21 protein-coding genes are annotated in these 22196 nt (G+C 69.2%); 13 read left to right on the top strand and 8 right to left on the bottom strand.

From position 1 onward, the window contains the following. The first annotated feature begins 8 nt into the window (after positions 1-8). The 3 genes from SK571_RS21350 to SK571_RS21340 are packed head-to-tail and all read left to right on the top strand — an operon-like array spanning position 9 to position 1772. Complete coding sequence (locus tag SK571_RS21350) at positions 9-395, top strand: type II toxin-antitoxin system death-on-curing family toxin (protein WP_266039215.1); 387 nt, start codon at positions 9-11, stop codon at positions 393-395. Positions 396-429: 34 nt separating this feature from the next. Further along, positions 430-807: a MerR family transcriptional regulator gene (locus SK571_RS21345; protein WP_266039213.1), complete on the top strand. Its 378-nt coding sequence runs from the start codon at positions 430-432 to the stop codon at positions 805-807. A gap of 47 nt (positions 808-854) precedes the next feature. Continuing rightward, complete coding sequence (locus SK571_RS21340) at positions 855-1772, top strand: aldo/keto reductase (protein ID WP_319986032.1); 918 nt, start codon at positions 855-857, stop codon at positions 1770-1772. A 70-nt stretch (positions 1773-1842) separates the two neighbouring features. Here the strand turns inward: SK571_RS21340 and SK571_RS21335 are convergent, their stop codons facing one another. Beyond that, positions 1843-2292, bottom strand: a complete 450-nt coding sequence (locus SK571_RS21335) for a flavodoxin family protein (protein WP_319985855.1) — start codon at positions 2290-2292, stop codon at positions 1843-1845. Positions 2293-2553: 261 nt separating this feature from the next. On the opposite strand from SK571_RS21335, the gene SK571_RS21330 reads away from it, so the two are divergent. Both SK571_RS21330 and SK571_RS21325 read left to right on the top strand, forming a co-directional pair. Beyond that, entirely contained in the window at positions 2554-3180 is a 627-nt protein-coding gene (locus SK571_RS21330; protein ID WP_319985854.1) for a class I SAM-dependent methyltransferase, read from the top strand. Positions 3181-3201: 21 nt separating this feature from the next. Beyond that, complete coding sequence (locus tag SK571_RS21325; RefSeq protein ID WP_319985853.1) at positions 3202-3546, top strand: hypothetical protein; 345 nt, start codon at positions 3202-3204, stop codon at positions 3544-3546. Here SK571_RS21325 and SK571_RS21320 read toward each other — a convergent pair. From SK571_RS21320 to SK571_RS21310, 3 genes are read right to left on the bottom strand one after another with little or no spacing between them, the layout of a single operon-like run. Further along, on the bottom strand, positions 3539-5140 hold the full coding sequence (locus tag SK571_RS21320; RefSeq protein ID WP_319985852.1) for a phospho-sugar mutase: 1602 nt from the start codon (positions 5138-5140) through the stop codon (positions 3539-3541). The two genes, SK571_RS21325 and SK571_RS21320, sit on opposite strands and share 8 nt — an antisense overlap. Then, positions 5137-5928, bottom strand: a complete 792-nt coding sequence (locus tag SK571_RS21315; RefSeq protein WP_319985851.1) for a purine-nucleoside phosphorylase — start codon at positions 5926-5928, stop codon at positions 5137-5139. The genes SK571_RS21320 and SK571_RS21315 overlap by 4 nt, the downstream gene beginning before the upstream one ends. Positions 5929-5975: 47 nt before the next feature. Next, complete coding sequence (locus tag SK571_RS21310) at positions 5976-7613, bottom strand: serine/threonine-protein kinase (protein ID WP_319985850.1); 1638 nt, start codon at positions 7611-7613, stop codon at positions 5976-5978. A gap of 90 nt (positions 7614-7703) precedes the next feature. Here SK571_RS21310 and SK571_RS21305 point away from each other — a divergent pair, with 90 nt between their 5' ends. From SK571_RS21305 to SK571_RS21280, 6 genes are all read left to right on the top strand, one after another. Beyond that, entirely contained in the window at positions 7704-9464 is a 1761-nt protein-coding gene (locus tag SK571_RS21305; protein WP_319985849.1) for a methylmalonyl-CoA mutase family protein, read from the top strand. After that, positions 9461-11596 carry a methylmalonyl-CoA mutase gene (scpA, locus tag SK571_RS21300; RefSeq protein ID WP_319985848.1) on the top strand — a complete coding sequence of 712 codons (2136 nt, stop codon included), beginning with the start codon at positions 9461-9463 and terminating at the stop codon, positions 11594-11596. The genes SK571_RS21305 and scpA overlap by 4 nt, the downstream gene beginning before the upstream one ends. Beyond that, positions 11589-12581 (top strand): methylmalonyl Co-A mutase-associated GTPase MeaB, encoded by a 993-nt coding sequence (gene meaB / locus SK571_RS21295; protein ID WP_319985847.1) that lies wholly within the window; start codon positions 11589-11591, stop codon positions 12579-12581. The genes scpA and meaB overlap by 8 nt, the downstream gene beginning before the upstream one ends. Before the next feature lie 56 nt (positions 12582-12637). Next, positions 12638-12931, top strand: coding sequence for a hypothetical protein (locus tag SK571_RS21290; RefSeq protein WP_319985846.1), 294 nt, complete (start codon positions 12638-12640; stop codon positions 12929-12931). A 204-nt stretch (positions 12932-13135) separates the two neighbouring features. Next, positions 13136-14308: a M20 family metallopeptidase gene (locus tag SK571_RS21285; RefSeq protein WP_319985845.1), complete on the top strand. Its 1173-nt coding sequence runs from the start codon at positions 13136-13138 to the stop codon at positions 14306-14308. Continuing rightward, complete coding sequence (locus tag SK571_RS21280) at positions 14305-15582, top strand: M20 family metallopeptidase (RefSeq protein ID WP_319985844.1); 1278 nt, start codon at positions 14305-14307, stop codon at positions 15580-15582. Before SK571_RS21285 ends, SK571_RS21280 begins: the two co-directional genes overlap by 4 nt. 75 nt (positions 15583-15657) lie before the next feature. Here the strand turns inward: SK571_RS21280 and SK571_RS21275 are convergent, their stop codons facing one another. Beyond that, entirely contained in the window at positions 15658-17367 is a 1710-nt protein-coding gene (locus SK571_RS21275) for a glycerol-3-phosphate dehydrogenase/oxidase (protein ID WP_319986031.1), read from the bottom strand. A 447-nt stretch (positions 17368-17814) separates the two neighbouring features. Here SK571_RS21275 and SK571_RS21270 point away from each other — a divergent pair, with 447 nt between their 5' ends. Together SK571_RS21270 and glpK are read left to right on the top strand one after the other, a co-directional pair. Next, complete coding sequence (locus tag SK571_RS21270) at positions 17815-18558, top strand: MIP/aquaporin family protein (protein ID WP_319985843.1); 744 nt, start codon at positions 17815-17817, stop codon at positions 18556-18558. 13 nt (positions 18559-18571) lie between these two features. Next, positions 18572-20080: a glycerol kinase GlpK gene (gene glpK / locus SK571_RS21265; RefSeq protein WP_319985842.1), complete on the top strand. Its 1509-nt coding sequence runs from the start codon at positions 18572-18574 to the stop codon at positions 20078-20080. A 202-nt stretch (positions 20081-20282) separates the two neighbouring features. Here the strand turns inward: glpK and SK571_RS21260 are convergent, their stop codons facing one another. The 3 genes from SK571_RS21260 to SK571_RS21250 form a co-directional block, all read right to left on the bottom strand. Next, on the bottom strand, positions 20283-20822 hold the full coding sequence (locus SK571_RS21260; RefSeq protein WP_319985841.1) for a sortase domain-containing protein: 540 nt from the start codon (positions 20820-20822) through the stop codon (positions 20283-20285). Between the two features lie 70 nt (positions 20823-20892). Next, positions 20893-21579: a hypothetical protein gene (locus SK571_RS21255; protein WP_319985840.1), complete on the bottom strand. Its 687-nt coding sequence runs from the start codon at positions 21577-21579 to the stop codon at positions 20893-20895. A gap of 16 nt (positions 21580-21595) precedes the next feature. Then, positions 21596-22183 carry a class F sortase gene (locus tag SK571_RS21250; RefSeq protein WP_319985839.1) on the bottom strand — a complete coding sequence of 196 codons (588 nt, stop codon included), beginning with the start codon at positions 22181-22183 and terminating at the stop codon, positions 21596-21598. Positions 22184-22196 lie beyond the last annotated feature (13 nt).

Genomic DNA, 22196 nt, shown 5'->3' with positions numbered 1-22196 from the left:
TGGATGCCGTGATCTCCTACCTCGACGCCGGGGACCTGTTGGTGCTGGCCACGGCCGTGACCGGTGGCGATCTGCTCGTCCGGGACATCGGCCTGCTGGACACGGCGGCTTACCGTCCCCGCGCGACCGTGCTCGGCGTGGAGGCTTACGACACGCTGTGGCTGAAGTCCTCCGCCCTGCTCGACTCGATCGTCCGGACCCGCCCTCTCGTGGAGGGCAACTGGCGGCTCGCCTGGGTCGCCGCCGTCACGATGTGCGACATCAACGGCTACTGGATCGACGCCGACGAGGACGACGCGCTGGACCTCGTCCGCTCCCTCGGCCGCGACAAGATCGACGTGCCGGAGATGGCCGGCCATCTCGAAGCGTGGGGCATCTCGAAGGATTCCGCTTGACCTAGAGTGCACTCCAGGTCATAGCGTCGAGCCCGTGAGTTACTCGATAGCCCAAGCCGCGCAGCGCAGTGGGTTGTCCATCGACACCTTGCGCTACTACGAACGAATCGGGCTCGTCGACCCGCCCGCACGGGACTCGGGCGGGCGTCGCAGCTACTCGGAGGACGACCTCGGCTGGCTGGCCTTCGTGACGCGCCTGCGCACGACCGGCATGCCGATTCGCATGATGCGCGAGTTCGCGCAGCTCAGGCACCGCGGCGACCTGACGGCAGGCCGCCGCAAGCAGATCCTCGTCGAGCACCGCAACGACGTCCGCGCCCGCATCGCGGAGCTGCAGACGTGCCTGGAAGTGCTCGACTACAAGATCGACCACTACGCGGTGGTCGAGCGTGACTTGGAGGCGACGGCGTGAGCCGTTCATTGGGATCGTTGCAGGTCGGGCCGCAGGGCCTCGGCTGCATGGGAATGTCGGAGTTCTACGGCGCCGGCGACGAGGCGGAGTCGGTCGCGGTGATCCACCGGGCCCTGGAGCTCGGCGTCACCCTGCTCGACACGGCCGACATGTACGGGCCTCACCTGAACGAGGAGCTGGTGGGCCGCGCGATCGCGGGCCGCCGTTCCGACGTCGTGCTGGCCACGAAGTTCGGCATCGTGCGCGACGGCGAACGTCGTGGCGTGCGCGGCGACCGCGAGTACGTGCGGTCGTCGGTCGAGGGCTCGCTGAAGAGGCTCGGCACCGACGTGATCGACCTGTACTACCTGCACCGCGTGCCGGCGGACACGCCCATCGAGGAGACGGTCGGCGCGATGGCCGAGCTGGTCACCGAGGGCAAGGTGCGCTTCCTCGGCCTGTCCGAGGCAGGCGCCCAGACGTTGCGCCGCGCCCACGCCGTCCACCCGATCACGGCGCTGCAGAGCGAGTGGTCGCTGTGGTCGCGCGACATCGAGGCGGAGATCGTGCCCACCGCCCGTGAGCTGGGCATCGGCCTCGTGCCGTACTCACCGCTGGGCCGTGGCGTGCTGACCGGCCGCTTCGCGTCGTCCGCCGACTTCGGCGCCGGGGACTTCCGCGGCGTCGCGCAGCCGCGGTTCACCGGATCGAACCTCGACGCGAACCTCAAGATGGTGGAGGCGCTGCGCGCCCTGGCGGCGGACCGCGGCGTGACCGCCGGTCAGCTCGCGCTGGCCTGGGTCCAGCACCGCGGTTCGGACGTCGTGCCGATCCCGGGGACCAAGCGGATCAAGTACCTGGAGGAGAACGTGGCGGCGGCCTCGCTGGAGCTGTCGGAGGCCGACCTGGCCGCCATCGAGGCCGCCGTGCCGGCGTCGGCGGTGGCCGGAGACCGGTACCCCGACATGAGCTCGATCGGCCGCTAGAACATACGTTCGAATGTATCCCCAGGGTTGTCCACAGGTTGGGGACAAGAGGCTGTGGACAACTCTGGGTTCATGTGGACAACTGGGCCGCGACAGTGGCTCCGAGCTCCCAGCACGCCTCAAGCTCGGCCTTTGACGGCTCGCCCGTGACGACCACGTGCTGCGCCGCCTTCTCCCAGCCCAACCCGGTCGTGGCGGTCTCCACGCTGCGCACCGCCCCGGTCGTGTCGTTGTTGCCGTGCACATAAAGCCCGAACGGCCTGCCACGCGTGGAGTCGAGACACGGGTAGTAGACGGTGTCGAAGAAGTGCTTCAGCGCACCGCTCATGTAGCCGAGGTTCGCGGGCGTGCCCAGCAGGTAGCCGTCGGCCTCCAGGACATCCACAGCGGTTGTGGACAACGCGGCCCTGCGGACGAGGTCGACGCCCTCGATCTCGGGGGTGGACGCGCCGGCGACCACGGCCTCGAACATCGCCTGGAGGGCGGGCGACGGCGTGTGGTGGACGAGAAGCAGCCTCATGACCGCTCTTGGTACCACTCGAAGTCGGGGTCAGCTCCTCCTCGCCTGGCCGTGATGGCGTCTGCAAGTACCACCAACTCAACATCAACAGGCACTTTCCTGCCGCCAACAGCGTTGACCGGACTTACCGGAACGGAAGCGGGGTCGGCGAACAGCGAGCAGGTTGGCTGTAGTTGACGACGATTCGATCAAGAGTTGGTGGTACTTGCAGACGCGCGAGATCACGCCGGGTGTAGTCCATGGGCGGCAACATAGATGACCATGACCCGCGCCTCCTACGACATCGTCGCCGCCAGCTACGCCCGGCTCCTCCCGGACGCGCACGACGGCCGCCCGCTCGACGCCGCGATCATGCGCGCGTTCGCCGAGCTCACCGCGGGCCCCGTGGGCGACATCGGCTGCGGTACCGGCCGCATCACGCAGCACCTGCACGAACTGGGTCTGGACGTGTTCGGCGTCGACCTGTCCGACGGCATGCTCGACCAGGCGAGAAAGCTGTACCCGCACCTCACGTTCACCCAGGGCGACATGACGAGGCTGGACCTCGCGGACGACAGCCTCGGTGGCGCCGTCGTCTGGTACTCCACGGTCCACATGCCGGCGAGCGAGGTGCCGTGGCGGGAGTTCCACCGGGTCCTCAAGCCCGGCGGTCACCTGTTGCACGCCTTCAAACTGGGTGACCGGAAGGGGCACCTCACCCACGCGTACGGCCACGACGTGGACCTCCACGTCCACTGGCACGACCTCGACGAAACCGTGACCATCGCGACCGAAGCCGGGTTCAACGAAGTGGCACGGCTGCAACGTCAGAAGGGTGTGGACGAAGGCGGGCCGCAGGCGTTCCTGTTGCTGAACAAACGGAACCCCGCAGCCGGAAGCACGTCCTGAAGGGTGTACACAGGAGGGACCATGAAGACCACCGCCCTAATGCACACCAGTCCTCGTCAGCGCCGCATCACCTGGGGTTTCGGCCTTGCCGTCAGCATCGGGATGATCGGGATCGGGCCTCTGTTCGCGTCGGTGTGGCCGGGGTTCGACCACAGCCCGTGGGACATCAACACGATGTTGTTCGGACTTGGCGTGGGGCTCTGCACGATCGCGTACATCTTCGGCCGGATCGCCGTCGCGGCGGTCACCGAGGGACGCCGCAACGCGGTGGCCCCGCCGACCAGAAGGGCGTACCTCGTGGTCGGCGGGAGTTTCGCCCTGGCCGCGATCGCGCTGGCGATCGCGCTCGCGACATCCGCTAGCTGACGAGCCCGGTCACCCGTTCCCGCAGTTCAGTCAGCCGGGCCTGGCCTGACGCACGGGCGGACTCCAGTCCGTCCGTGACCGGCTGGACGACTTCCAGGTACGCCTTGAGCTTCGGCTCGGTGCCGGACGGGCGCACGATCACGCGCACACCGTCAGCCGTCCAGCGCAGCACGTCCGCGCCGGGCAGCAGGTCCTCGGACGCGAAGTCCGCCGGCGGGTCGGCGCGCAGCCGCGCCATCGTCGCGCCGATCAGGCTCAGATCGGTGTACCGCAAGGAGACCTGGTCGGTCAGGTGCAGGCCGTGGTCCACCGCGAGCTGGTCCAGCGCGTCCAGCAACGTGCGACCGGACGCCTTCAGCCCGGCGGCCAGGTCGGCGGCGACGACCGCGGCCGAGATGCCGTCCTTGTCGGCCACGTGCTCCGGGTCGACGCAGTTGCCGAGCGCTTCCTCGTAGGCGAACACCAGGCCCTCGCCCGCGCGTGCCAGCCACTTGAAGCCCGTCAGCGTCTCCGCGTACCGGGCACCGTGCGCGGCCGCGATCGACTTCAGCAGCGACGACGACACGATCGTCGTCGCCACCAACGGATCCGTGGACTCGGTCGTCGACAACACGAGCGAGCCGAGCAGCACGCCCGTCTCGTCACCGCGCAGCATCCGCCACGTCTCGCCGTCCTTGACGCCCAGCGCGCACCGGTCCGCGTCCGGGTCCAGCGCGATGGCGAGGTCCGCGTCCACCGACGCCGCAAGGGAAAGCAGCTCGTCGGACGCGCCGGGCTCCTCGGGGTTCGGGAACACGACGGTCGGGAAGTCCGGGTCCGGCACCGCCTGCGACCGCACCACGTGCACGTCGGTGAAACCCGCGCGCCGCAACGCTTCGACGGCGAACGCGCCACCCACGCCGTGCATCGGCGTCAGTGCGATCTTCAGCGACCGGGAGTTCCCGCGCGGCAACGACGCGACCCGCTCCAGGTACGCGTCGACCTCGGCGTCCGCCACGGTGGTGTACGTGACGTTGCGCGGCACGGAGACCGCGGCCGGCACCGCCTCGATCGCCTTCTCGATCTCGCCGTCCGAGGGCGGCACGATCTGCGAACCACCGGCCAGGTAGAGCTTGTACCCGTTGTCCGCGGGCGGGTTGTGCGACGCGGTGATCTGGATCCCCGCCACCGCACCATGTGCGCGCACCAGGTACGCCAGCACCGGCGTGGGCAACGGCCCCGGCAGCACCCGCACGTCGAACCCGGCCGCCGCCATCACCTCGGCGGCGGCGGTGGCGAACTCCTCCGAGCCGTGCCGCGCGTCGCGCCCGACGAACACCAGACCAGATGCGCCGAGCCACGACGCCAGCCCGGCCGTCGTGCGGACGACCGTGGCCACGTTCATGCCGTTCGTGCCCGCCCGCACCGGCCCGCGCAGTCCGGCGGTGCCGAACGTCAGCGGACCGGCCATGCGGTCCTGGAGGTCTTCCACCGCAGCGGCATCGCCGCCCATCGCCCGCGCCAACACGCCCTGCAACTCGGCGCGAGTCGCGTCGGACGGGTCGTCAGCGATCCACCGGAACGTCGCGTCACGCAGTGCCGGCGTCAGGCTCATGCCCTGTCCACCAGCTCACGCAGCAGCGTGCCCATGCGCTGAGCCGCGGCGGCGCCGGCCTCCAGCACCTCCTGGTGGTTCAGCGGCTCACCGGTGATGCCCGCCGCGAGGTTCGTGACCAGCGACAGGCCGAACACCTCGACGCCCTCGGCACGCGCGGCGATCGCCTCGTGCACCGTCGACATGCCGACCAGGTCCGCGCCCATCGTGCGCAGCATCCGGATCTCGGCGGGCGTCTCGAAGTGCGGGCCGGGAAGCCCCGCGTACACGCCCTCCTCCAGCGACGGGTCGATCTCCTGCGCGACCTTGCGCAGCCGCGGCGAGTACAGGTCCGTGAGGTCGACGAACCGCGCGCCGACCAGCGGAGACACCGCCGTCAGGTTCAGGTGGTCGGAGATCAGCACTGGCTGCCCGACGGCCATGCCCTGCCGCAGGCCACCGGCCGCGTTGGTCAGCACGACCGTGGACACGCCCGCGGCGGCGACGGCGCGCACGGCGTGCACGACCTTCTGGACGCCCTTGCCCTCGTAGCCGTGGGTGCGGCCGAGAACGACGAGGACCTTCTTGTCACCGACCTCGACGGAACGGATGGTGCCGCCGTGGCCGAGCGCGGTCGGCGCCTCGAAGCCCGTCAGCTCGCCCACCGGGATCTCGGTGACCGGCTCGCCGATCACGTCGGCGGCGGGTCGCCAGCCCGAGCCGAGCACGATGGCGATGTCGTGCTTCGTGTTGCCGGTGCGGCTCTGGATCTCTTCCGCGGCCTTGCCGGCCACCTCTTCTGGAGTCACCGCGAGAGCTTAAGCCGTGTCCTGAGGGTCTGTCCGGGGGAGACGGCTCACACCGGTGCGAACGTCGAGGCGATGGCGTCGAACAGCCGCACGCGCGCCTCGTCCTCCTGCTCGGTCGGCACCACGACCTCGATCACCCACAGGTCGGTGCCGTACGGCAGCACGCGCGAGAAGTGCGTCCTGCGCAGCGCGTTGGGTTCGTCACCCTCGACCGTCCGGTAGATGAACTGGACGCTGGGCTCGCTGTGCGGCCCCGCCAGGTCCGGCGTCGGCACCATCTCGCCACCGAAGAACCTGCCGGGCCAGCGCCCCTGCACCCCGGCGACGTACACCTTGATGTCGCGCTTCGGGTAGTACTCGGGGAACCGCTGCACCGTCACCTCGTACGCGCCGCTGCCGGACACGAAGTGCACCATCGCCGAGGCAGGCAGCCGCTGGTCGCCGGACCGCTGCTCGGCGTAGGTCGTCCAGCTCTGCTCGACGTGCAGCGTGAACTTGCCGCCCTGGTCGCCGTTGGCCAGCACGGCCGACGCGGTGCGGGGTTGCAGCGTCGCCGACGTGGGCAGCGTCGGCAGGGTCGGCAGCGTCTGCTCGGTGGGCGGCAGCAGCGAGGCACCCGCGGCGAGCCTGGTCAGCACGAAACCACCGCCGGACCCCGCCACGAACAGCAGCACGGCCACGACCAGCACCAACGCCGAGGTCAACCGCCCTCGCCGCCGAGGGGGACCGAGCGGCTTCGTGACGAGGAACGGCAGCGGGCCGGGGTCGTCGGCGAGCGGCGCGTCCGGCTCGATCTTGGGCTTGGGCCGCACGACGATCGGCGGCTGCACCGCCGCGCGGACCTCGAACGCGTCCGTGCCGGGCTCCGGCAGCAGCGGGTAGACCTGCTTGCGCACGTCGACGAGCGACAGGCGTTCGGTCGGCTCCTTGCGCATCAACCCGCTGATCACCGGCGCGAGCCGGCCGGCACCGGCCGGCACCGGCACGTCGCCGTTGATCACCGCGTTGATCGTCTGCATGACGTTCTTGCCCACGTACGGCGGCTCGCCGGCCATCGCGGCCCACATCGTGGCGCCCAGCGACCACCTGTCCGCGGCCGCCGACACGTCACCGCCCTGCGCCACCTCGGGCGCGATGTAGGCGGGCGTGCCGAGCGTGATGCCGCGCGCGGTCATGGTGGCCTCGGCGACGTTGCGCGCGATGCCGAAGTCGGTGAGCTTGACCCGCCCGTCGTCGGCGATGAGCACGTTGCCGGGCTTCACGTCCCGATGCGTGATGCCGGCCCGGTGCGCGGACTCCAGCGCCGCCGCGATCGCGTCCAGCACGGCCGCGCCCTGCTTCTCGGTGAGGCAGCCCTGCTCCTGCAGCACCTCGCCGAGACTGCGCGACGGCACCAGCTCCATCACCACGTACGGGTCGCCGTCGTGCTGGACGACGTCGTAGAGCGTCACGAGGTTCGGGTGGGACAACGCGGCGACCGCACGCGCCTCGCGCATGGTCCGTTCGCGCAGCTGCGCGGCCTCCACATCGGGCATGCCCGGGGTGTGCAGGATGCCCTTCACGGCCACCTGCCTGCCCAGCACCTCGTCGCGGGCGGCCCACACCGTGCCCATGGAGCCTTGGCCGAGCACGTGCAGCAACTGATACCGCTCCGCGATCAGGCGCTTCAGGTCAGCCTTTTCCACGCCTCGATTGTTCCTGACACACTGACTGCATCGTTAACGGCGGTGAACCTCACATAGCCGTGCACGTACCGGTCGGTAACACTGCAACGCATGATGGAGTTGGCCTTGCCCGCCGAATTCCGCCCGAACGAGTTCCCCGCCGCTTCGAGGGAGCAATGGCGTGAGCTGGTCGACGCTGTCCTCTCCAAGACCGGTGCGAGCTTCGACTCGCTGGTCACGAAGACGTACGACGGCATCGAACTCCAGCCGCTCTACACCCTCGACGACGCCCTGGAGCCGTACGCGCTCGCCCCGGTGAAGCAGGGCTGGGACGTCCGCCAGCGCCACGCCGTCCCCGACCCGGTCGCGCTCATGAACGACCTGGAGGGCGGCGTCACCTCGCTGTGGCTCGCCGTGCCGGCCTCGTCGCTGGAGCGCCTGCTGGACGGCGTCTACCTCGACCTCGCGCCGATCGTGCTCGACGGTTCCGTCGAGGCCGCGCGCGCGATGCTGCGGATCTACGACCAGGCGCCGGTGCTGGCCGCCGACGTGCGCGGCAACCTGGCTCTGACACCTTCGGGTGAAGCTCTCGACGTCATCAAGCAGGCGCGCTCACAGTTCCCGGGCCTGCGGACCGTCGTGGTGAACGCGTTGCCGTTCCACGACGCAGGCGGCTCCGACTCCGAGGAACTGGGCGCCTCTCTCGCGCTGGCGGTGTCGTACCTGCGGGCGCTGACCGACGCCGGACTCTCGGACGCGGAGGCCTTCGCCCAGCTGGAGTTCCGGTACGCCGCGACGGCCGACCAGTTCATGACGATCGCCAAGCTGCGGGCCGCGCGCCGGCTGTGGGCACGGGTCGCCGAGGTGTCCGGTGTCGAGACCGTGCAGGTCCAGCACGCGGTGACGTCGTCGGCGATGATGACCCGCCGCGACCCGTGGGTGAACATGCTGCGCACGACCGTCGCCACGCTGGCCGCCGGTCTCGGTGGAGCCGATGCGGTGACCGTGCAGCCGTTCGACGCGGCCATCGGGCTGCCGGACGAGTTCGCCCGGCGCGTCGCGCGCAACACGCAGAACCTGCTGCTGGAGGAGTCGCACCTCGGTGAGGTGATCGACCCGGCCGCAGGGTCCTGGTACGTCGAGAAGCTGACGGACGCTCTCGCCGTCGAGGCCTGGGCCTGGTTCCAGGAGATCGAACGGGCCGGTGGGATCGACTCGGCCGGATCGCTGGTCGCCTCTCGGATCGCCGCCACCTGGGCTGCCCGGTCGGCTCGGCTCGCGGATCGCAGCGACCCGATCACGGGGGTGAGCGAGTTCCCGAACCTCGCCGAGAAGCCCGTGGTCCGCGACCCCGCCCCCGGAATCGATTCCGATTCGCAGGCCCCCTGGGGGGACGCACCCCCCATCCCAATCTTCTCAACCAGGTCTGACAATTTTGGGCTGCCGAGGGTCCGTTATGCACAGGCCTTCGAAGAGTTGCGCGACCTCGCCGACGCCCAGCCCGAACGCCCGCAGGTCTTCCTGGCCACCCTCGGCCCGGTCGCCGCCCACACCGCCAGGGCCACCTTCGCCGCGAACCTCTTCAACGCCGGCGGTTTCGCCACCCCGAACGCGGGCCCGACCAGGACCGCCGAGGAAGTGGCGCAGAAGTTCAAGGAGTCCGGCGCCAAGGTCGCGGTCCTGTGCGGCAGCGAGGCGAGCTATGCCGAGCACGCCGTCGCCACCGTCGAGGCGCTGCGTCAGGCCGGTGCCGAGCGGGTACTCCTGGCAGGCAAGAAGACCGACGCGGCAGTGGACGGCTTCGTCTTCGCGGGTTGCCCGGCGCTGGAAATCCTGAACAGCACCTTCGAGTTCCTGGGAGTGGAGCGATGATCCCCAACTTCGCGGACATCGACCTCGGCCCTCTCCCGCAGGCGAAGTACGAGACGGACCTGCCGTCGTGGGAGACGCCCGAGGGCATCGCGGTCAAGCCGGTCTACGGTCCGTCCGATGTGGAGGGTCTCGACTTCCTGCGGACCTACCCCGGCATCGCGCCGTTCCTGCGCGGCCCGTACCCGACGATGTACGTCAACCAGCCGTGGACCGTGCGCCAGTACGCGGGTTTCTCGACGGCCGAGGAGTCGAACGCCTTCTACCGCCGCAACCTCGCCGCCGGGCAGAAGGGTCTGAGCGTCGCCTTCGACCTCGCCACCCACCGCGGTTACGACTCGGACCACCCGCGCGTCGCCGGTGACGTCGGCATGGCCGGTGTCGCGATCGACTCGATCTACGACATGCGCACGCTGTTCGACGGCATCCCGCTGGACAAGATGTCCGTGTCGATGACGATGAACGGCGCGGTGCTGCCGATCCTCGCGCTGTTCGTGGTGGCGGCGGAGGAGCAGGGGGTGAAGCCGGAGCAGCTCATGGGGACGATCCAGAACGACATCCTCAAGGAGTTCATGGTCCGCAACACCTACATCTACCCGCCGCGGCCGTCGATGCGGATCATCTCCGACATCTTCAGCTACACCTCCCAGCACATGCCGAAGTTCAACTCCATCTCGATCTCCGGCTACCACATGCAGGAGGCCGGGGCGACGGCCGACCTGGAGCTGGCGTACACGCTCGCGGACGGCGTCGAGTACATCCGCGCCGGCCGGGCGGCGGGGCTCGACGTCGACAAGTTCGCGCCGCGCCTGAGCTTCTTCTGGGCGATCGGCATGAACTACTTCATGGAGATCGCCAAGATGCGGGCCGCGCGCCTGCTCTGGGCGAAGCTGGTCAACGACTTCGAGCCGAAGAGCCAGAAGTCGCTCAGCCTGCGCACGCACTGCCAGACCTCCGGCTGGTCGCTGACCGCGCAGGACGTGTTCAACAACGTCGCGCGCACGTGCGTCGAGGCGATGGCGGCGACGCAGGGACACACGCAGTCGTTGCACACCAACGCACTCGACGAAGCCCTCGCGCTCCCGACCGACTTCTCCGCGCGCATCGCCCGCAACACCCAGCTCCTCCTGCAACAGGAATCCGGCACGACGCGCGTGATCGACCCGTGGGGCGGCAGCGCCTACGTCGAACGCCTCACCGCCGAGCTCGCCGCGAAGGCCTGGGAGCACATCACCGAGGTCGAGAAGGCGGGCGGCATGGCCCGCGCGATCGACGAGGGCATCCCGAAGCTGCGCATCGAAGAGGCCGCCGCCCGCACGCAGGCGCGCATCGACTCCGGACGCCAGCCCGTCATCGGCGTCAACAAGTACCTGGTGGACACCGACGAGAAGATCGAGGTCCTCAAGGTCGACAACGCCGGCGTCCGCGTCCAGCAGCTCGAGAAGCTCCGCAGGCTCAGGGAGGAACGCGACCAGTCCGCAGTGGACGGTGCGCTGGAGGCCCTGACCAAGGCGGCGAGCGGCGAGGGCAACCTGCTGGAGCTGGCGATCGACGCCGCCCGCGCCAAGGCCACCGTCGGCGAGATCTCCGAGGCGCTGGGCAAGGTGTGGGGCCGGCACAGCGCGCAGATCCGGACCATTTCCGGCGTGTACCGGCAGGAGGTCGGCTCAGTGTCCAACGTGGACGCCTGCCGCGAGGTCGTCGAGGCGTTCGCGGAGGAAGAAGGCCGCCGTCCCCGCATCCTGGTCGCGAAGATGGGCCAGGACGGGCACGACCGCGGCCAGAAGGTCATCGCCACGGCGTTCGCGGACCTCGGCTTCGACGTCGACGTCGGCCCGCTGTTCCAGACGCCGGACGAGGTCGCCCGCCAAGCCGTCGAGGCCGACGTGCACATCGTCGGCGTGTCCTCGCTGGCCGCCGGCCACCTCACGCTGGTGCCCGCACTCAAAGAAGAGCTCGCCAACCTCGGTCGCGAGGACATCATGATCGTCGTCGGCGGCGTCATCCCGCCGCAGGACTTCGACGAGCTGTACGCGGCGGGTGCGTCGGCGATCTTCCCGCCCGGCACGGTGATCGCGGACGCGGCCAAGGACCTGCTGGTGAAGCTCGCGGATCAGCTCGGGCACCATGGCTAGGGCGGTCGACGTCGCCGAGTACACCAAGGGCGTCCTCGACGGCAACCGCGGTGTGCTCGCGAAAGCGATCACGCTGGTCGAGTCGACGCGTGCGGACCACCGGGCCAAGGCCCAGGAGCTGCTGGTCGAGCTGTTGCCGAAGTCGGGCGACGCGATCCGGGTCGGCATCACGGGCGTGCCCGGCGTGGGCAAGTCGACGTTCATCGACGCACTCGGCACCATGCTGACCGAGCAGGGGCACCGGGTCGCGGTGCTCGCCGTCGACCCGTCCTCGACGCGCACCGGCGGCAGCATCCTGGGCGACAAGACGCGGATGCAGCGGCTGTCGGTGAACGAGAAGGCGTTCATCCGGCCCTCTCCGACGTCGGGAACGCTCGGCGGCGTCGCGCAGGCCACCCGCGAGACGATCGTGCTGGTCGAGGCCGCGGGCTTCGACGTGGTGCTGGTCGAGACGGTCGGCGTCGGACAGTCCGAGGTGGCCGTCGCCAACATGACGGACTGCTCGCTGTTCCTGACCCTCGCGCGCACCGGCGACCAACTGCAGGGCATCAAGAAGGGCATCCTGGAGCTCGCGGACGTCATCGCGGTCAACAAGGCCGACGGCGAGCACGAGCTGGACGCCCGCAAGGCCGCACGCGAACTGGCCGGGGCGCTGAAGCTCCTGCGCCCGCCGGACGCGCTGTGGCACCCGCCGGTGCTCACGTGCTCGGGTCTCACCGGAACCGGTCTCGACGAGTTGTGGTCCCGAGTGCTGGAACACCGCAGGACCCTGACCGACGCCGGGGAACTGGACGAACGCCGTCGGCGCCAGCAGGTCGAATGGACCTGGATGATGGTCCGCGACGAACTGTGGCGACAGGTGCGTGAGAGCACCGCAGTGCGTTCTCTTACTCCTTCTCTCGAAGAGAAGGTCCGGCTGGGAGAGCTCACCGCCACCCTTGCGGCCGAGCAGATTTTGAAGGCGTTCCAATCGGACTCACGGTGAGCGCTTAGCTAGTTTGGGTGACCTTCGATCGTGGTATTCGAGGTAGAGTTCAGGCCATGTCGAGGTTGCTGCTGGCCTGCGTGTTCTCGCTGATGAGCGTTCTCGGGATCGCCGGAGTGGCGTCCGCGCAAGAGGCGGCGAACGCGCCTGCGCCGGCTGTGCAGCAGACGACGGTGAATCCGGCTCCCGACGTGAACGCGCCGCAGGAGCCGTCGCCTGAAGCTCGTGAGGAGACCAAGCGCAAGCTGTGGATCGGCGGCATCGCCGTTCTGCTGTTCGTGCTGGTCTACTACCGCAACAAGAAGCGGTGGGCGAAGTGGCGCAAGGAGAAGGCTGCCAAGAAGGGCTAGCCGGGGGCCGTTCGGCGTGAGACGGGCCGTCCCACCTGGTGGGACGTAATAGTCAAAGTTAAGCGTGTCTCTCGACCATTTGCGTCATCGTTGATCGGTCAGACCGAAACTCGCTCGCCGCTTGGCGCAGCGCTGCGACCGGCCGTCCGGTTGATCATCATCAGCGCACCGCGTCCAACAGGTGGTGATGCAGGATGGTGGCAAATGGGTACCGACTTGAAGATCAGCACACGCTCGACCGTCGAGCGGTACTCGGACGCGCTGCTGGACCTGTCGCACTCGATCCACGCCGAGCCCGAGCTGGCCTTCGAGGAGCACCGCAGCGTCGAGAAGATCACCTCTTTGCTGGTCGAGGAGGGTTTCGAGGTCGACCGCGGTGTGGCTGACCTCGACACCGCGTTCGTCGCCACGTTCGGCGACGGCGAGCTCGTCCTGGGACTTTGTGCCGAATACGACGCTCTGCCCGAGGTCGGGCACGCGTGCGGGCACAACGTCATCGCCGCTGCCTCCGTCGGCACGGCACTCGCGCTGCGTGACATCGCCGACCAGCTGGGTGTCACCGTGAAGGTGATCGGGACCCCGGCGGAAGAGGTCGGCGGCGGCAAGGTGCTGATGCTGGAACGGGGCGTGTTCGACGACGTCTCGCTCTCGATGATGGTGCACCCGGCACCGTACGAGTCGTGCGCCGCCAAATCGCTCGCGATCACCGACCTCGAGGTGCACTACAAGGGCAAGCCGTCACACGCGGCCGCCGCCCCGCACCTGGGCGTCAACGCCGCGGACGCGGTGACGATCGCGCAGATGTCGATCAGCCTGCTGCGGCAGCACTTCGAGCCCGGCCAGATGGTGAGCGGCATCGTCACCAACGGCGGTACCGTGCCGAACGTAATACCCGCCCGCGCATCGGCGATGTTCGATGTGAGGGCGGAGAACCTGGAATCGCTGCAGCGACTGGAGAACCGGATCCGGGACTGCTTCTCAGCCGGTGCGCTCGCGACCGGCTGCACCCATGAGGTCGTGCAGGTCTCACCGATCTACGCCGAGTTGACTCCCGATCCGTGGCTCGCGGACGCCTACCGGCGTGCGGCCACCGAGCTGGGCAGACGACCGCTCTCGCCAGAACAGGAACAGCGGGAGAAGATCGGGAGCACCGACATGGGCAACGTCACCAGAGTGTTGCCCGCCATCCACCCGACCATCGCCATCGACTGCGGAGACGCGGTGAACCACCAACTAGAGTTCGCGACCGCCTGTGCCTCGGCGTCGGCCGACCGTGCGCTCCTCGACGGAGCACTTGCCATGGCCTGGACGACGATCGCGACAGCCACCGATTCCCAGCAGCGCGCACGGCTGCTGGCCCGCGGAGGTGCGGCATGACGGTTCTGGACTCCCGGCCAACGGGTTCCTCAACTGTGAAGACGTCCCCTGAGATGCTCGTCGACCCCACCGGGGTGAGCATGTCTCCTGTGGATGATCTCGGAGAAGGCCGCGGCCCCGCGTGGCTCGACGACTGGCTGAAGGCGCACGCCGCCGACGTCGTCGCCTGGCGACGCCACATCCACGCCCACCCCGAGCTCTCCCGGCGCGAGTACAACACCACCGAACTCGTGGCGAAGCTGCTGCGCGAGGTCGGCCTCAAGCCGCGCATCCTCCCCGGCGGCACGGGCCTGATCTGCGACATCGGCCACGGCCCCCGCTGCGTGGCTCTCCGCGCGGACATGGACGCCCTGCCGCTGCACGAGAACACCGGCCTGCCGTTCGGATCCACTGTGGACGGTGTGTCGCACGCGTGCGGTCACGACGCCCACACGACGGTCCTGCTCGGCACGGCGCTGGCCCTCGCCTCGGCGACGGAGCTGCCCGGCCGCATCCGCCTGGTGTTCCAGCCCGCGGAGGAGGTCATGCCGGGTGGTGCGCTCGACGTGCTCGCCGCGGGCGGGCTCGACGGCGTGGAGCGGATCTTCGGCCTGCACTGCGACCCGCGTCTGCAGGTCGGCCGCATCGGCACGCGGATCGGTGCCATCACGTCGGCCTCCGACCTGCTGGAGCTGCGGCTGTCCTCGCCGGGCGGTCACACCTCGCGCCCGCACCTCACCGCGGACCTGGTGCACGCACTCGGCACGGTCATCACCGGCCTGCCCACGATGCTGTCGCGCCGCGTCGACCCCCGCTCCGGCACCGTTCTGGTGTGGGGCGCGGTGCACGCGGGTGAGGCGCCGAACGCGGTCCCGCAGGACGGCCTGGTGCGCGGCACGCTGCGCACCGGCGACCGGGACATCTGGGCCGAGCTGGAGCCGCTGGTCAAGGACCTCGTGACGGGCCTGCTGGCCCCGACCGGCGTCGGCTTCGACCTGCACCACCGCCGCGGCGTGCCGCCGGTGGTCAACGAGCGCGAGTCAACCCAGATCCTGCGCGCCGGCATCGAGGCCGCCCTGGGTGACGACGCGCTCGCGGGCACCGAGCAGTCGTCCGGTGGCGAGGACTTCGGCTGGTACCTGGAACACGTGCCTGGTTCATTCGCACGCCTCGGCGTGTGGAATGGTCAGGAGAAGCAGCGCGACCTGCACCAGCCGACGTTCGACCTGGACGAGCGCGCGCTCCTCGTCGGGGTTCGCGTCATGGTGCACACCGCGTTGGCTGCTCTCGCCTAGAGCGGAACCCTCTCGGTTTGAGCTGTGTTGTGGCGCGTGCGGATCAGTTCCGCACGCGCCACAGTGCTGTCCGGGTCAGCTCACGGGTTCCGTCAACTGCGGACGTGCCTCCGGCGCCGCGGCCCTGACCGCGTCCGCCGCCTGGTCGTCCTTCTTGGTCTGGGACGTGCGCTCGGCCTCGACGCGCGCGTTGTAGACCTCGACCTCGCGCTTGATCGTGTCCTCGTCCCACCCGAGGATCGGCGCGACCAGCCTGGCCACCGCCTCCGACGAGTCGACGCCGCGGTGGGCGTACTCGATGGAGATGCGCGTGCGCCGGGTGAGGACGTCCTCCAGGTGCATCGCGCCCTCGTGCGAGACCGCGTACACCGCCTCCACCTGCAGGTAGTCGGGGGAGGCCGGGATCGGCTTCAACAGCTCCGGGTTGTCCACCGCGAGAGACAGCACCTCGTGCACCAGCGAGCCGTAGCGGTCGAGCAGGTGCCGGACGCGGTACGGGTGCAGGCCGTGCTTGGTCGCCAGCTGGTCGGCCTGGTTGACCAGCGCGTGGTAGCCGTCGGCGCCGACCAGCGGCACCTTGTCGGTGATGGACGGCTGGATCCGGCCGGGCATGTCCACCTGCGCCGCGTCGACGGCGTCCGCGCCCATCACCCGGTACGTCGTGTACTTGCCGCCCGCGATCGCGACGAGGCCCGGCGAGACCCGCGCCACCGCGTGCTCACGCGAGAGCTTCGACGTCGAGTCGGACTCGCCCGCCAGCAACGGCCGCAGGCCCGCGTAGACGCCCTCGATGTCGTCGTGCGTCAGCGGGGTCGCGAGCACCGAGTTGACGTGTTCGAGGATGTAGTCGATGTCGTGCTTGGTGGCCGCGGGGTGCGCCAGGTCGAGGTTCCAGTCCGTGTCCGTGGTGCCGACGATCCAGTGGTTGCGCCACGGGATGACGAACAGCACGGACTTCTCGGTGCGCAGGATCATCCCGGCCTCGGCGACGATCCGGTCGCGCGGAACGACGATGTGCACGCCCTTCGACGCCCGCACGCGGAACCGGCCGCGCGAGCCTGAGAGCCGCTGCAGCTCGTCCGTCCACACGCCGGTCGCGTTGATGACCGCGTGCGCCCGCACGTCGACCTCGCGCCCGTCCTCGACGTCGCGCACCCGCACGCCGGACACGCGGTCCGCCTCGCGCAGGAACCCGACGACCTGGGTCGACGTGCGCACCACGGCGCCGTAGTGGGCGGCGGTGCGGCCGACCATCATCGTGTGCCGGGCGTCGTCCGCCTGGGCGTCGTAGTAGCGGATGCCACCGATCAACGCGTCGCGCTTCAACGCCGGGACGAGCCGCTGCGCACCCGCTCGGGTGAGGTGCTTCTGCCCCGGCACGGACCGGGCGCCGCCCATCGTGTCGTAGAGGAACAGGCCGGCCGCCGTGTACGGGCGTTCCCAGACGCGGTTGCTCAGCGGGTAGAGGAACGCGACGGGCTTCACCAGGTGCGGGGCGATGCGCGTCAGCATCAGCTCGCGCTCGCGCAGTGCCTCGCGCACCAGGCCGAACTCGAGCTGCTCCAGGTAGCGCAGGCCGCCGTGGAAGAGCTTGGAGGACCGGCTCGACGTGCCGGACGCCAGGTCACGGGCCTCGACGAGCGCCACCCGCAGGCCTCGGGTGGCCGCGTCGAGCGCCGCGCCGACGCCGACGACACCGCCGCCGATCACGACGACGTCGAACGTCTCGGCCCCCAGCCGCTGCCAGGCTTCCTCGCGTTCGGCAGGCCCGAGCCGGCCGGTGATCGGCGGCTCGGCATGGGTTCGTGGTGGTGCAGCTGCGTTCTTGCGCGTGGCCACGACAGACGCCTCCCTGCTACGACTTCGCTTCACGCTACCTTCAGCGACCGCCTCCCGCCCACGGGCGCGCGGTAGTGCTGTGGCCGCCGGCCTTCGCCCCGTATTCCGCCGTTCAGACGGGCGTCTCGTGGTGCCGCCCCCACGTCCTCATATCGGGCATATGGGGGCGTGGGGGTGGTGCCACGAGGCGTCCTGCCGGGCGCCGGAAGACGCGGTGACGGCCGGCGGCCGCAGCACTCAGAACCGAACGGCCTGGAAATGGCCTGAGACAGGTACTTGGCGTAGACAACTGATCAGCTCGGTAATAGCGTCCGAGCACGTTGCAGGCGGGCGGCGCGGCCCTGACCTCGGGTTTGCGCGTCCTGCCTGGCCGCAAACGAGTGGAGGTCGACGATGAGCGCAGGCTCGATCTTCGTCTGGGAGATGCTGGGGACCGCGGTCCTCATCCTCCTGGGCACCGGTGTCGTCGCGAACCAGGTGCTCAAGAACACCCTCGGCAACAGCACGGGCTTCCTGTTCGTCAACGTCGGCTGGGCCTTCGCGGTCTTCGCCGGCGCCAGCATCGCCAACCCCAGCGGGGCGCACCTCAACCCCGCCGTCACGCTCGGCCTCGCCGTCGCGGACAAGACTCCGTGGGGCGACGTTCCCGTCTACATCCTCGGGCAGATGGTCGGCGCCATCGTCGGCGCGATGCTCTGCTGGGCCACCTACAAGCTGCAGTTCGACACGCACGACGAACCGCAGAACACGCTCGGCATCTTCTCCACCGGCCCGACCGTGCCGAGCGCGCCGTGGAACCTCGTCTCCGAGATCATCGGCACGTTCGTCCTGGTCCTCTGGATCCTGTTGTCGCCCGGCGCGAAGGAGTCGGTCGACGGGGTCCCGCAGTTCGGCAACTCGGCGCTCGGGTACGCGGGTGTCGCGTTCGTCGTGCTGGTGATCGGTACGTCGCTCGGCGGCCCGACCGGTTACGCCATCAACCCGGCGCGCGACCTCGGTCCGCGCATCGCCTACGCGTTCATGATGCCGATCCGCAACAAGGGCAACGCCAACTGGGCCTATTCGTGGGTCCCGGTCGCCGGCCCGCTCGTGGGTGGCGCGCTGGCCGCGTTGCTCTTCCTGGTTCTCCCGGTCTGAAAGGACTTCTCGCATGACGCAGTACGTGGCCGCGATCGACCAGGGCACGACGTCGACCCGGTGCATGATCTTCGACCACGCCGGACGGGTGGTGGCGGTCGACCAGAAGGAGCACGAGCAGATCTTCCCGAAGGCCGGGTGGGTCGAGCACGACCCGAAGGAGGTCTGGCAGAACACCCGCCAGGTCGCCGCCGGCGCGCTCGCGAAGGCCGATCTGTCCACTTCGGACATCGCCGCGGTCGGCATCACCAACCAGCGCGAGACCGCGCTGGTGTGGGACAAGAACACCGGCGAACCCGTCTACAACGCCATCGTGTGGCAGGACACCCGCACCGACAAGATCGTCACCGAGCTCGGCAACCTCGGTGGCGGGCAGGAGCGCTACCGCCAGAAGGTCGGTCTGCCGCTGGCCACCTACTTCTCCGGGCCCAAGGTCCGCTGGATCCTCGACAACGTCGAGGGCGCGCGGGAACGGGCCGAGGCCGGTGACCTGCTGTTCGGCAACATGGACACGTGGGTGTTGTGGAACATGACGGGCGGCACCGACGGCGGCGTGCACGTCACCGACCCGACGAACGCCTCACGCACCATGCTGATGGACCTCGACACGCTGCAGTGGGACGAGTCCATCGCTTCCGACATGGGCATTCCGATGTCGATGCTGCCGGCGATCCGGTCGTCGTCCGAGGTCTACGGCCAGGTGCGCGAACGCGGTGCGCTGGCCGGCGTGCCGATCGCGGGCATCCTCGGCGACCAGCAGGCGGCGACGTTCGGCCAGGCCTGCCTCTCGCCCGGCGAAGCCAAGAACACCTACGGCACCGGCAACTTCATGCTGCTCAACACGGGCACCGAGAAGGTGATGAGCGAGAACGGGTTGCTCACCACCGTCTGCTACAAGATCGGTGAGGCAGCTCCCGTCTACGCCCTGGAGGGCTCGATCGCGGTCACCGGTTCGCTGGTGCAGTGGCTGCGGGACAACCTCGGCATGATCGGCTCGGCGGCCGAGATCGAGGAGCACGCCCGTTCGGTGGAGGACAACGGCGGCGCGTACTTCGTGCCCGCGTTCTCCGGCCTGTTCGCGCCTTACTGGCGTTCCGACGCCCGTGGCGCGATCGTCGGCCTGACCCGGTTCGTCAACAAGGGCCACCTCGCACGGGCCGTGCTGGAGGCGACCGCCTTCCAGACCCGTGAGGTGCTCGACGCGATGAACGCCGACTCGGGCGTCGACCTGACCGCGTTGAAGGTCGACGGCGGCATGGTCGTGAACGAGCTGCTGATGCAGTTCCAGGCCGACATCCTCGGCGTTCCGGTCATCCGGCCGGTCGTCGCCGAGACCACCGCGCTGGGTGCCGCCTACGCGGCCGGTCTGGCGGTCGGGTTCTGGAAGACCGAGGACGAGATCCGCGAGAACTGGGCGCAGGACAAGCAGTGGGAGCCGCAGATGGACGAGTCCCGCCGCGCGTCCGAGTACGCCAACTGGAAGAAGGCAGTGACGAAGACGTTTGATTGGGTGCAGGACTGAGTTTTTGGTCGCTGTGTTTATTGGCCGCTGCTCCGCAGACGGCGGCGAGTTCGCCGGGAAGCTGGTCGTCCGTCCGCCGCTTCGCCCTGATTGGGCTTCGCCGAATCAAGACGAAGAGGCGGACGGACGACCAGCGCGAACTCGCAAAACTCGCGAGTTTGCGAAACCTCGTGGGCTCGCCGACCTCGCGAGCCTGCGGGCCTTATTGGGCTGGAATTGCGTGCACGATCACGTTGTCGCGGGTGCCGCAGGTGATCAGCCGCAGCCCCTGCTCGTCCTTGTCGCGGGCGACGGCTTCCGCGAAGAAGTCGTCGCGGATGATCCGCTCGGTGCGCGTCACGCTGAACCTGGCGACCGAACCGTCCTTCTTGGACACTTCGAGCACATCGCCCTCGGTCAGGTCGTTCAGGCGGTAGAAGACGCCTCTGGCCTTGTTGCTCTCGATCCGGCCGACGATGATCCACTGCTGCGGTTGCGTCTGGTACCAACCGGCCTGCATGCCCTCGTTGGCCGGCGGCATCTGGACGGCGCCCTGCTGGTCGAGGCCGAGCGCGACCAGCGACGACCGCACGCCGATCCGTTCGATCCGCAGTTCCATCGGATCGGATTTGCCGAGCGGTGACACCACCGGCGGCGGAGCGCTGTCGCTCGTCGCCGCCGACGGCTTCGGTGCCGGTCCCTGCGAACAGGCGGTAGTGGCCAGCGCCACGCACAGCACCGCGATCAAGACACGAGTCCCCACGAACCCATTGACGCACATCTCGTGGGTTAGTTGCGCGCTCGATCGAGACAGGTCCGAACCGTGATCATCATTACGGCGCGGTGCTGCCTCCACCCGTCTCCGGTGCGCCCTTCGGCTTGACCACCGGCTTCGGCTTGAGCTTGGGCGGTGTGGTCGTGGTCGGCGGCGTGCCGAGGATCCGGAACTTCTTCACGCCGCGTTCCGGGCGTTCGGCGCACTGGAAGACGACCTCGTACGTGCCTGGAGTGGTGATGGCCTTGGTCTCACCGCTGAAACGGCCGAAGTTGCCGCCGCGGGTGAACCTCAGCGGCTCTGCGAAACCGGCTGACTCGAGCGGTCCCGACGCCCTGCAACCGGTGTGCATGTCGCCGCCCGCGGTGATCGTGCCACCCGGCTCGACCTCCTGCGGGTGCAGGTACCAGTTGATCACCAACGGGAGCACGGTGAACTGCGTCGTGAGCGTCTTGCCGTCGCACTGGACGGACGCGGTGTAGGTGCCCTCCTTGGCGGTGACCCGCCCGACGCCGTACCCCTTGGCGGGATCCTCCGAGCTCGGGCTGAGCACGATCGGACCGTCCAGCCCGGGCGACGTGACCCCGGAGTACGTCTTGCAGGGACCGGCCAGCGCGGTGATGGTCCTGCCGTTCGCCACGGTCCCTTCCATCTTCAGTGTCGGCTCCTGCTGCTGTGCCGTCGCGAGCGGTGTGAACGCCACGGTCGCCGACAACGCGATCGCGGTGGTCAGGGCTTTCCTCATGTGGTCATTCCCTCCCTCAGATCAGCGTCGCGTAGACGATGATGTTGTCCCGGTAGCTGCGGGCGGCCTGGTCGTAGCCGCCTCCGCAGGTGATCAGCCGCAGCTCGGGTTCTCCGGTGTCGCCGTAGACGGCCTCGGTGGGGAAGCTGCTCTTGGCGATCTGCTCGGTCGCACGCACGCGGAACCGCGCCGTGGTTCCGTCCTTTCTGGACACCTCGACCTCGTCGCCCTCGGTCAGTTCCTTGAGGCGGAGGAAGATTCCCGGCTGCTTGTCGCCGTCGACGTGACCGAGGATGACGGCGGGTCCGGCCTCACCCGGTGTGCGGGCGAGCCGGTACCAGCCGGCCTGCATCGGCTGCCCGACCGGAGGCACCTCGATCGTCTCGTCCGGGTTGAGTCCCAGCGGGACGAGCGAGGACTTCGCGCCGATCTTCGGGATGCGCACCTCCGTCGGTTCCGACGGCGGCAGGCCTCTGTCCACAACGGACGATTCGGTGGAGGTCTGCCGGGTCGGAACCGGCGCGGTGGGCAGCGTGACGTCAGAAGCCCTGGCGCAACCGGCCAGCAGCACCAACGCTGCGAACAACACCCAGAACGGACGCATGCCCCGGACACGT

This window comes from Lentzea kristufekii (assembly GCF_033949925.1).
Taxonomy (GTDB): domain Bacteria; phylum Actinomycetota; class Actinomycetes; order Mycobacteriales; family Pseudonocardiaceae; genus Lentzea; species Lentzea kristufekii.
The sequence above is the reverse complement of the archived record's forward strand: the minus strand, read 5'-3'. Positions and strand labels throughout refer to the sequence as shown.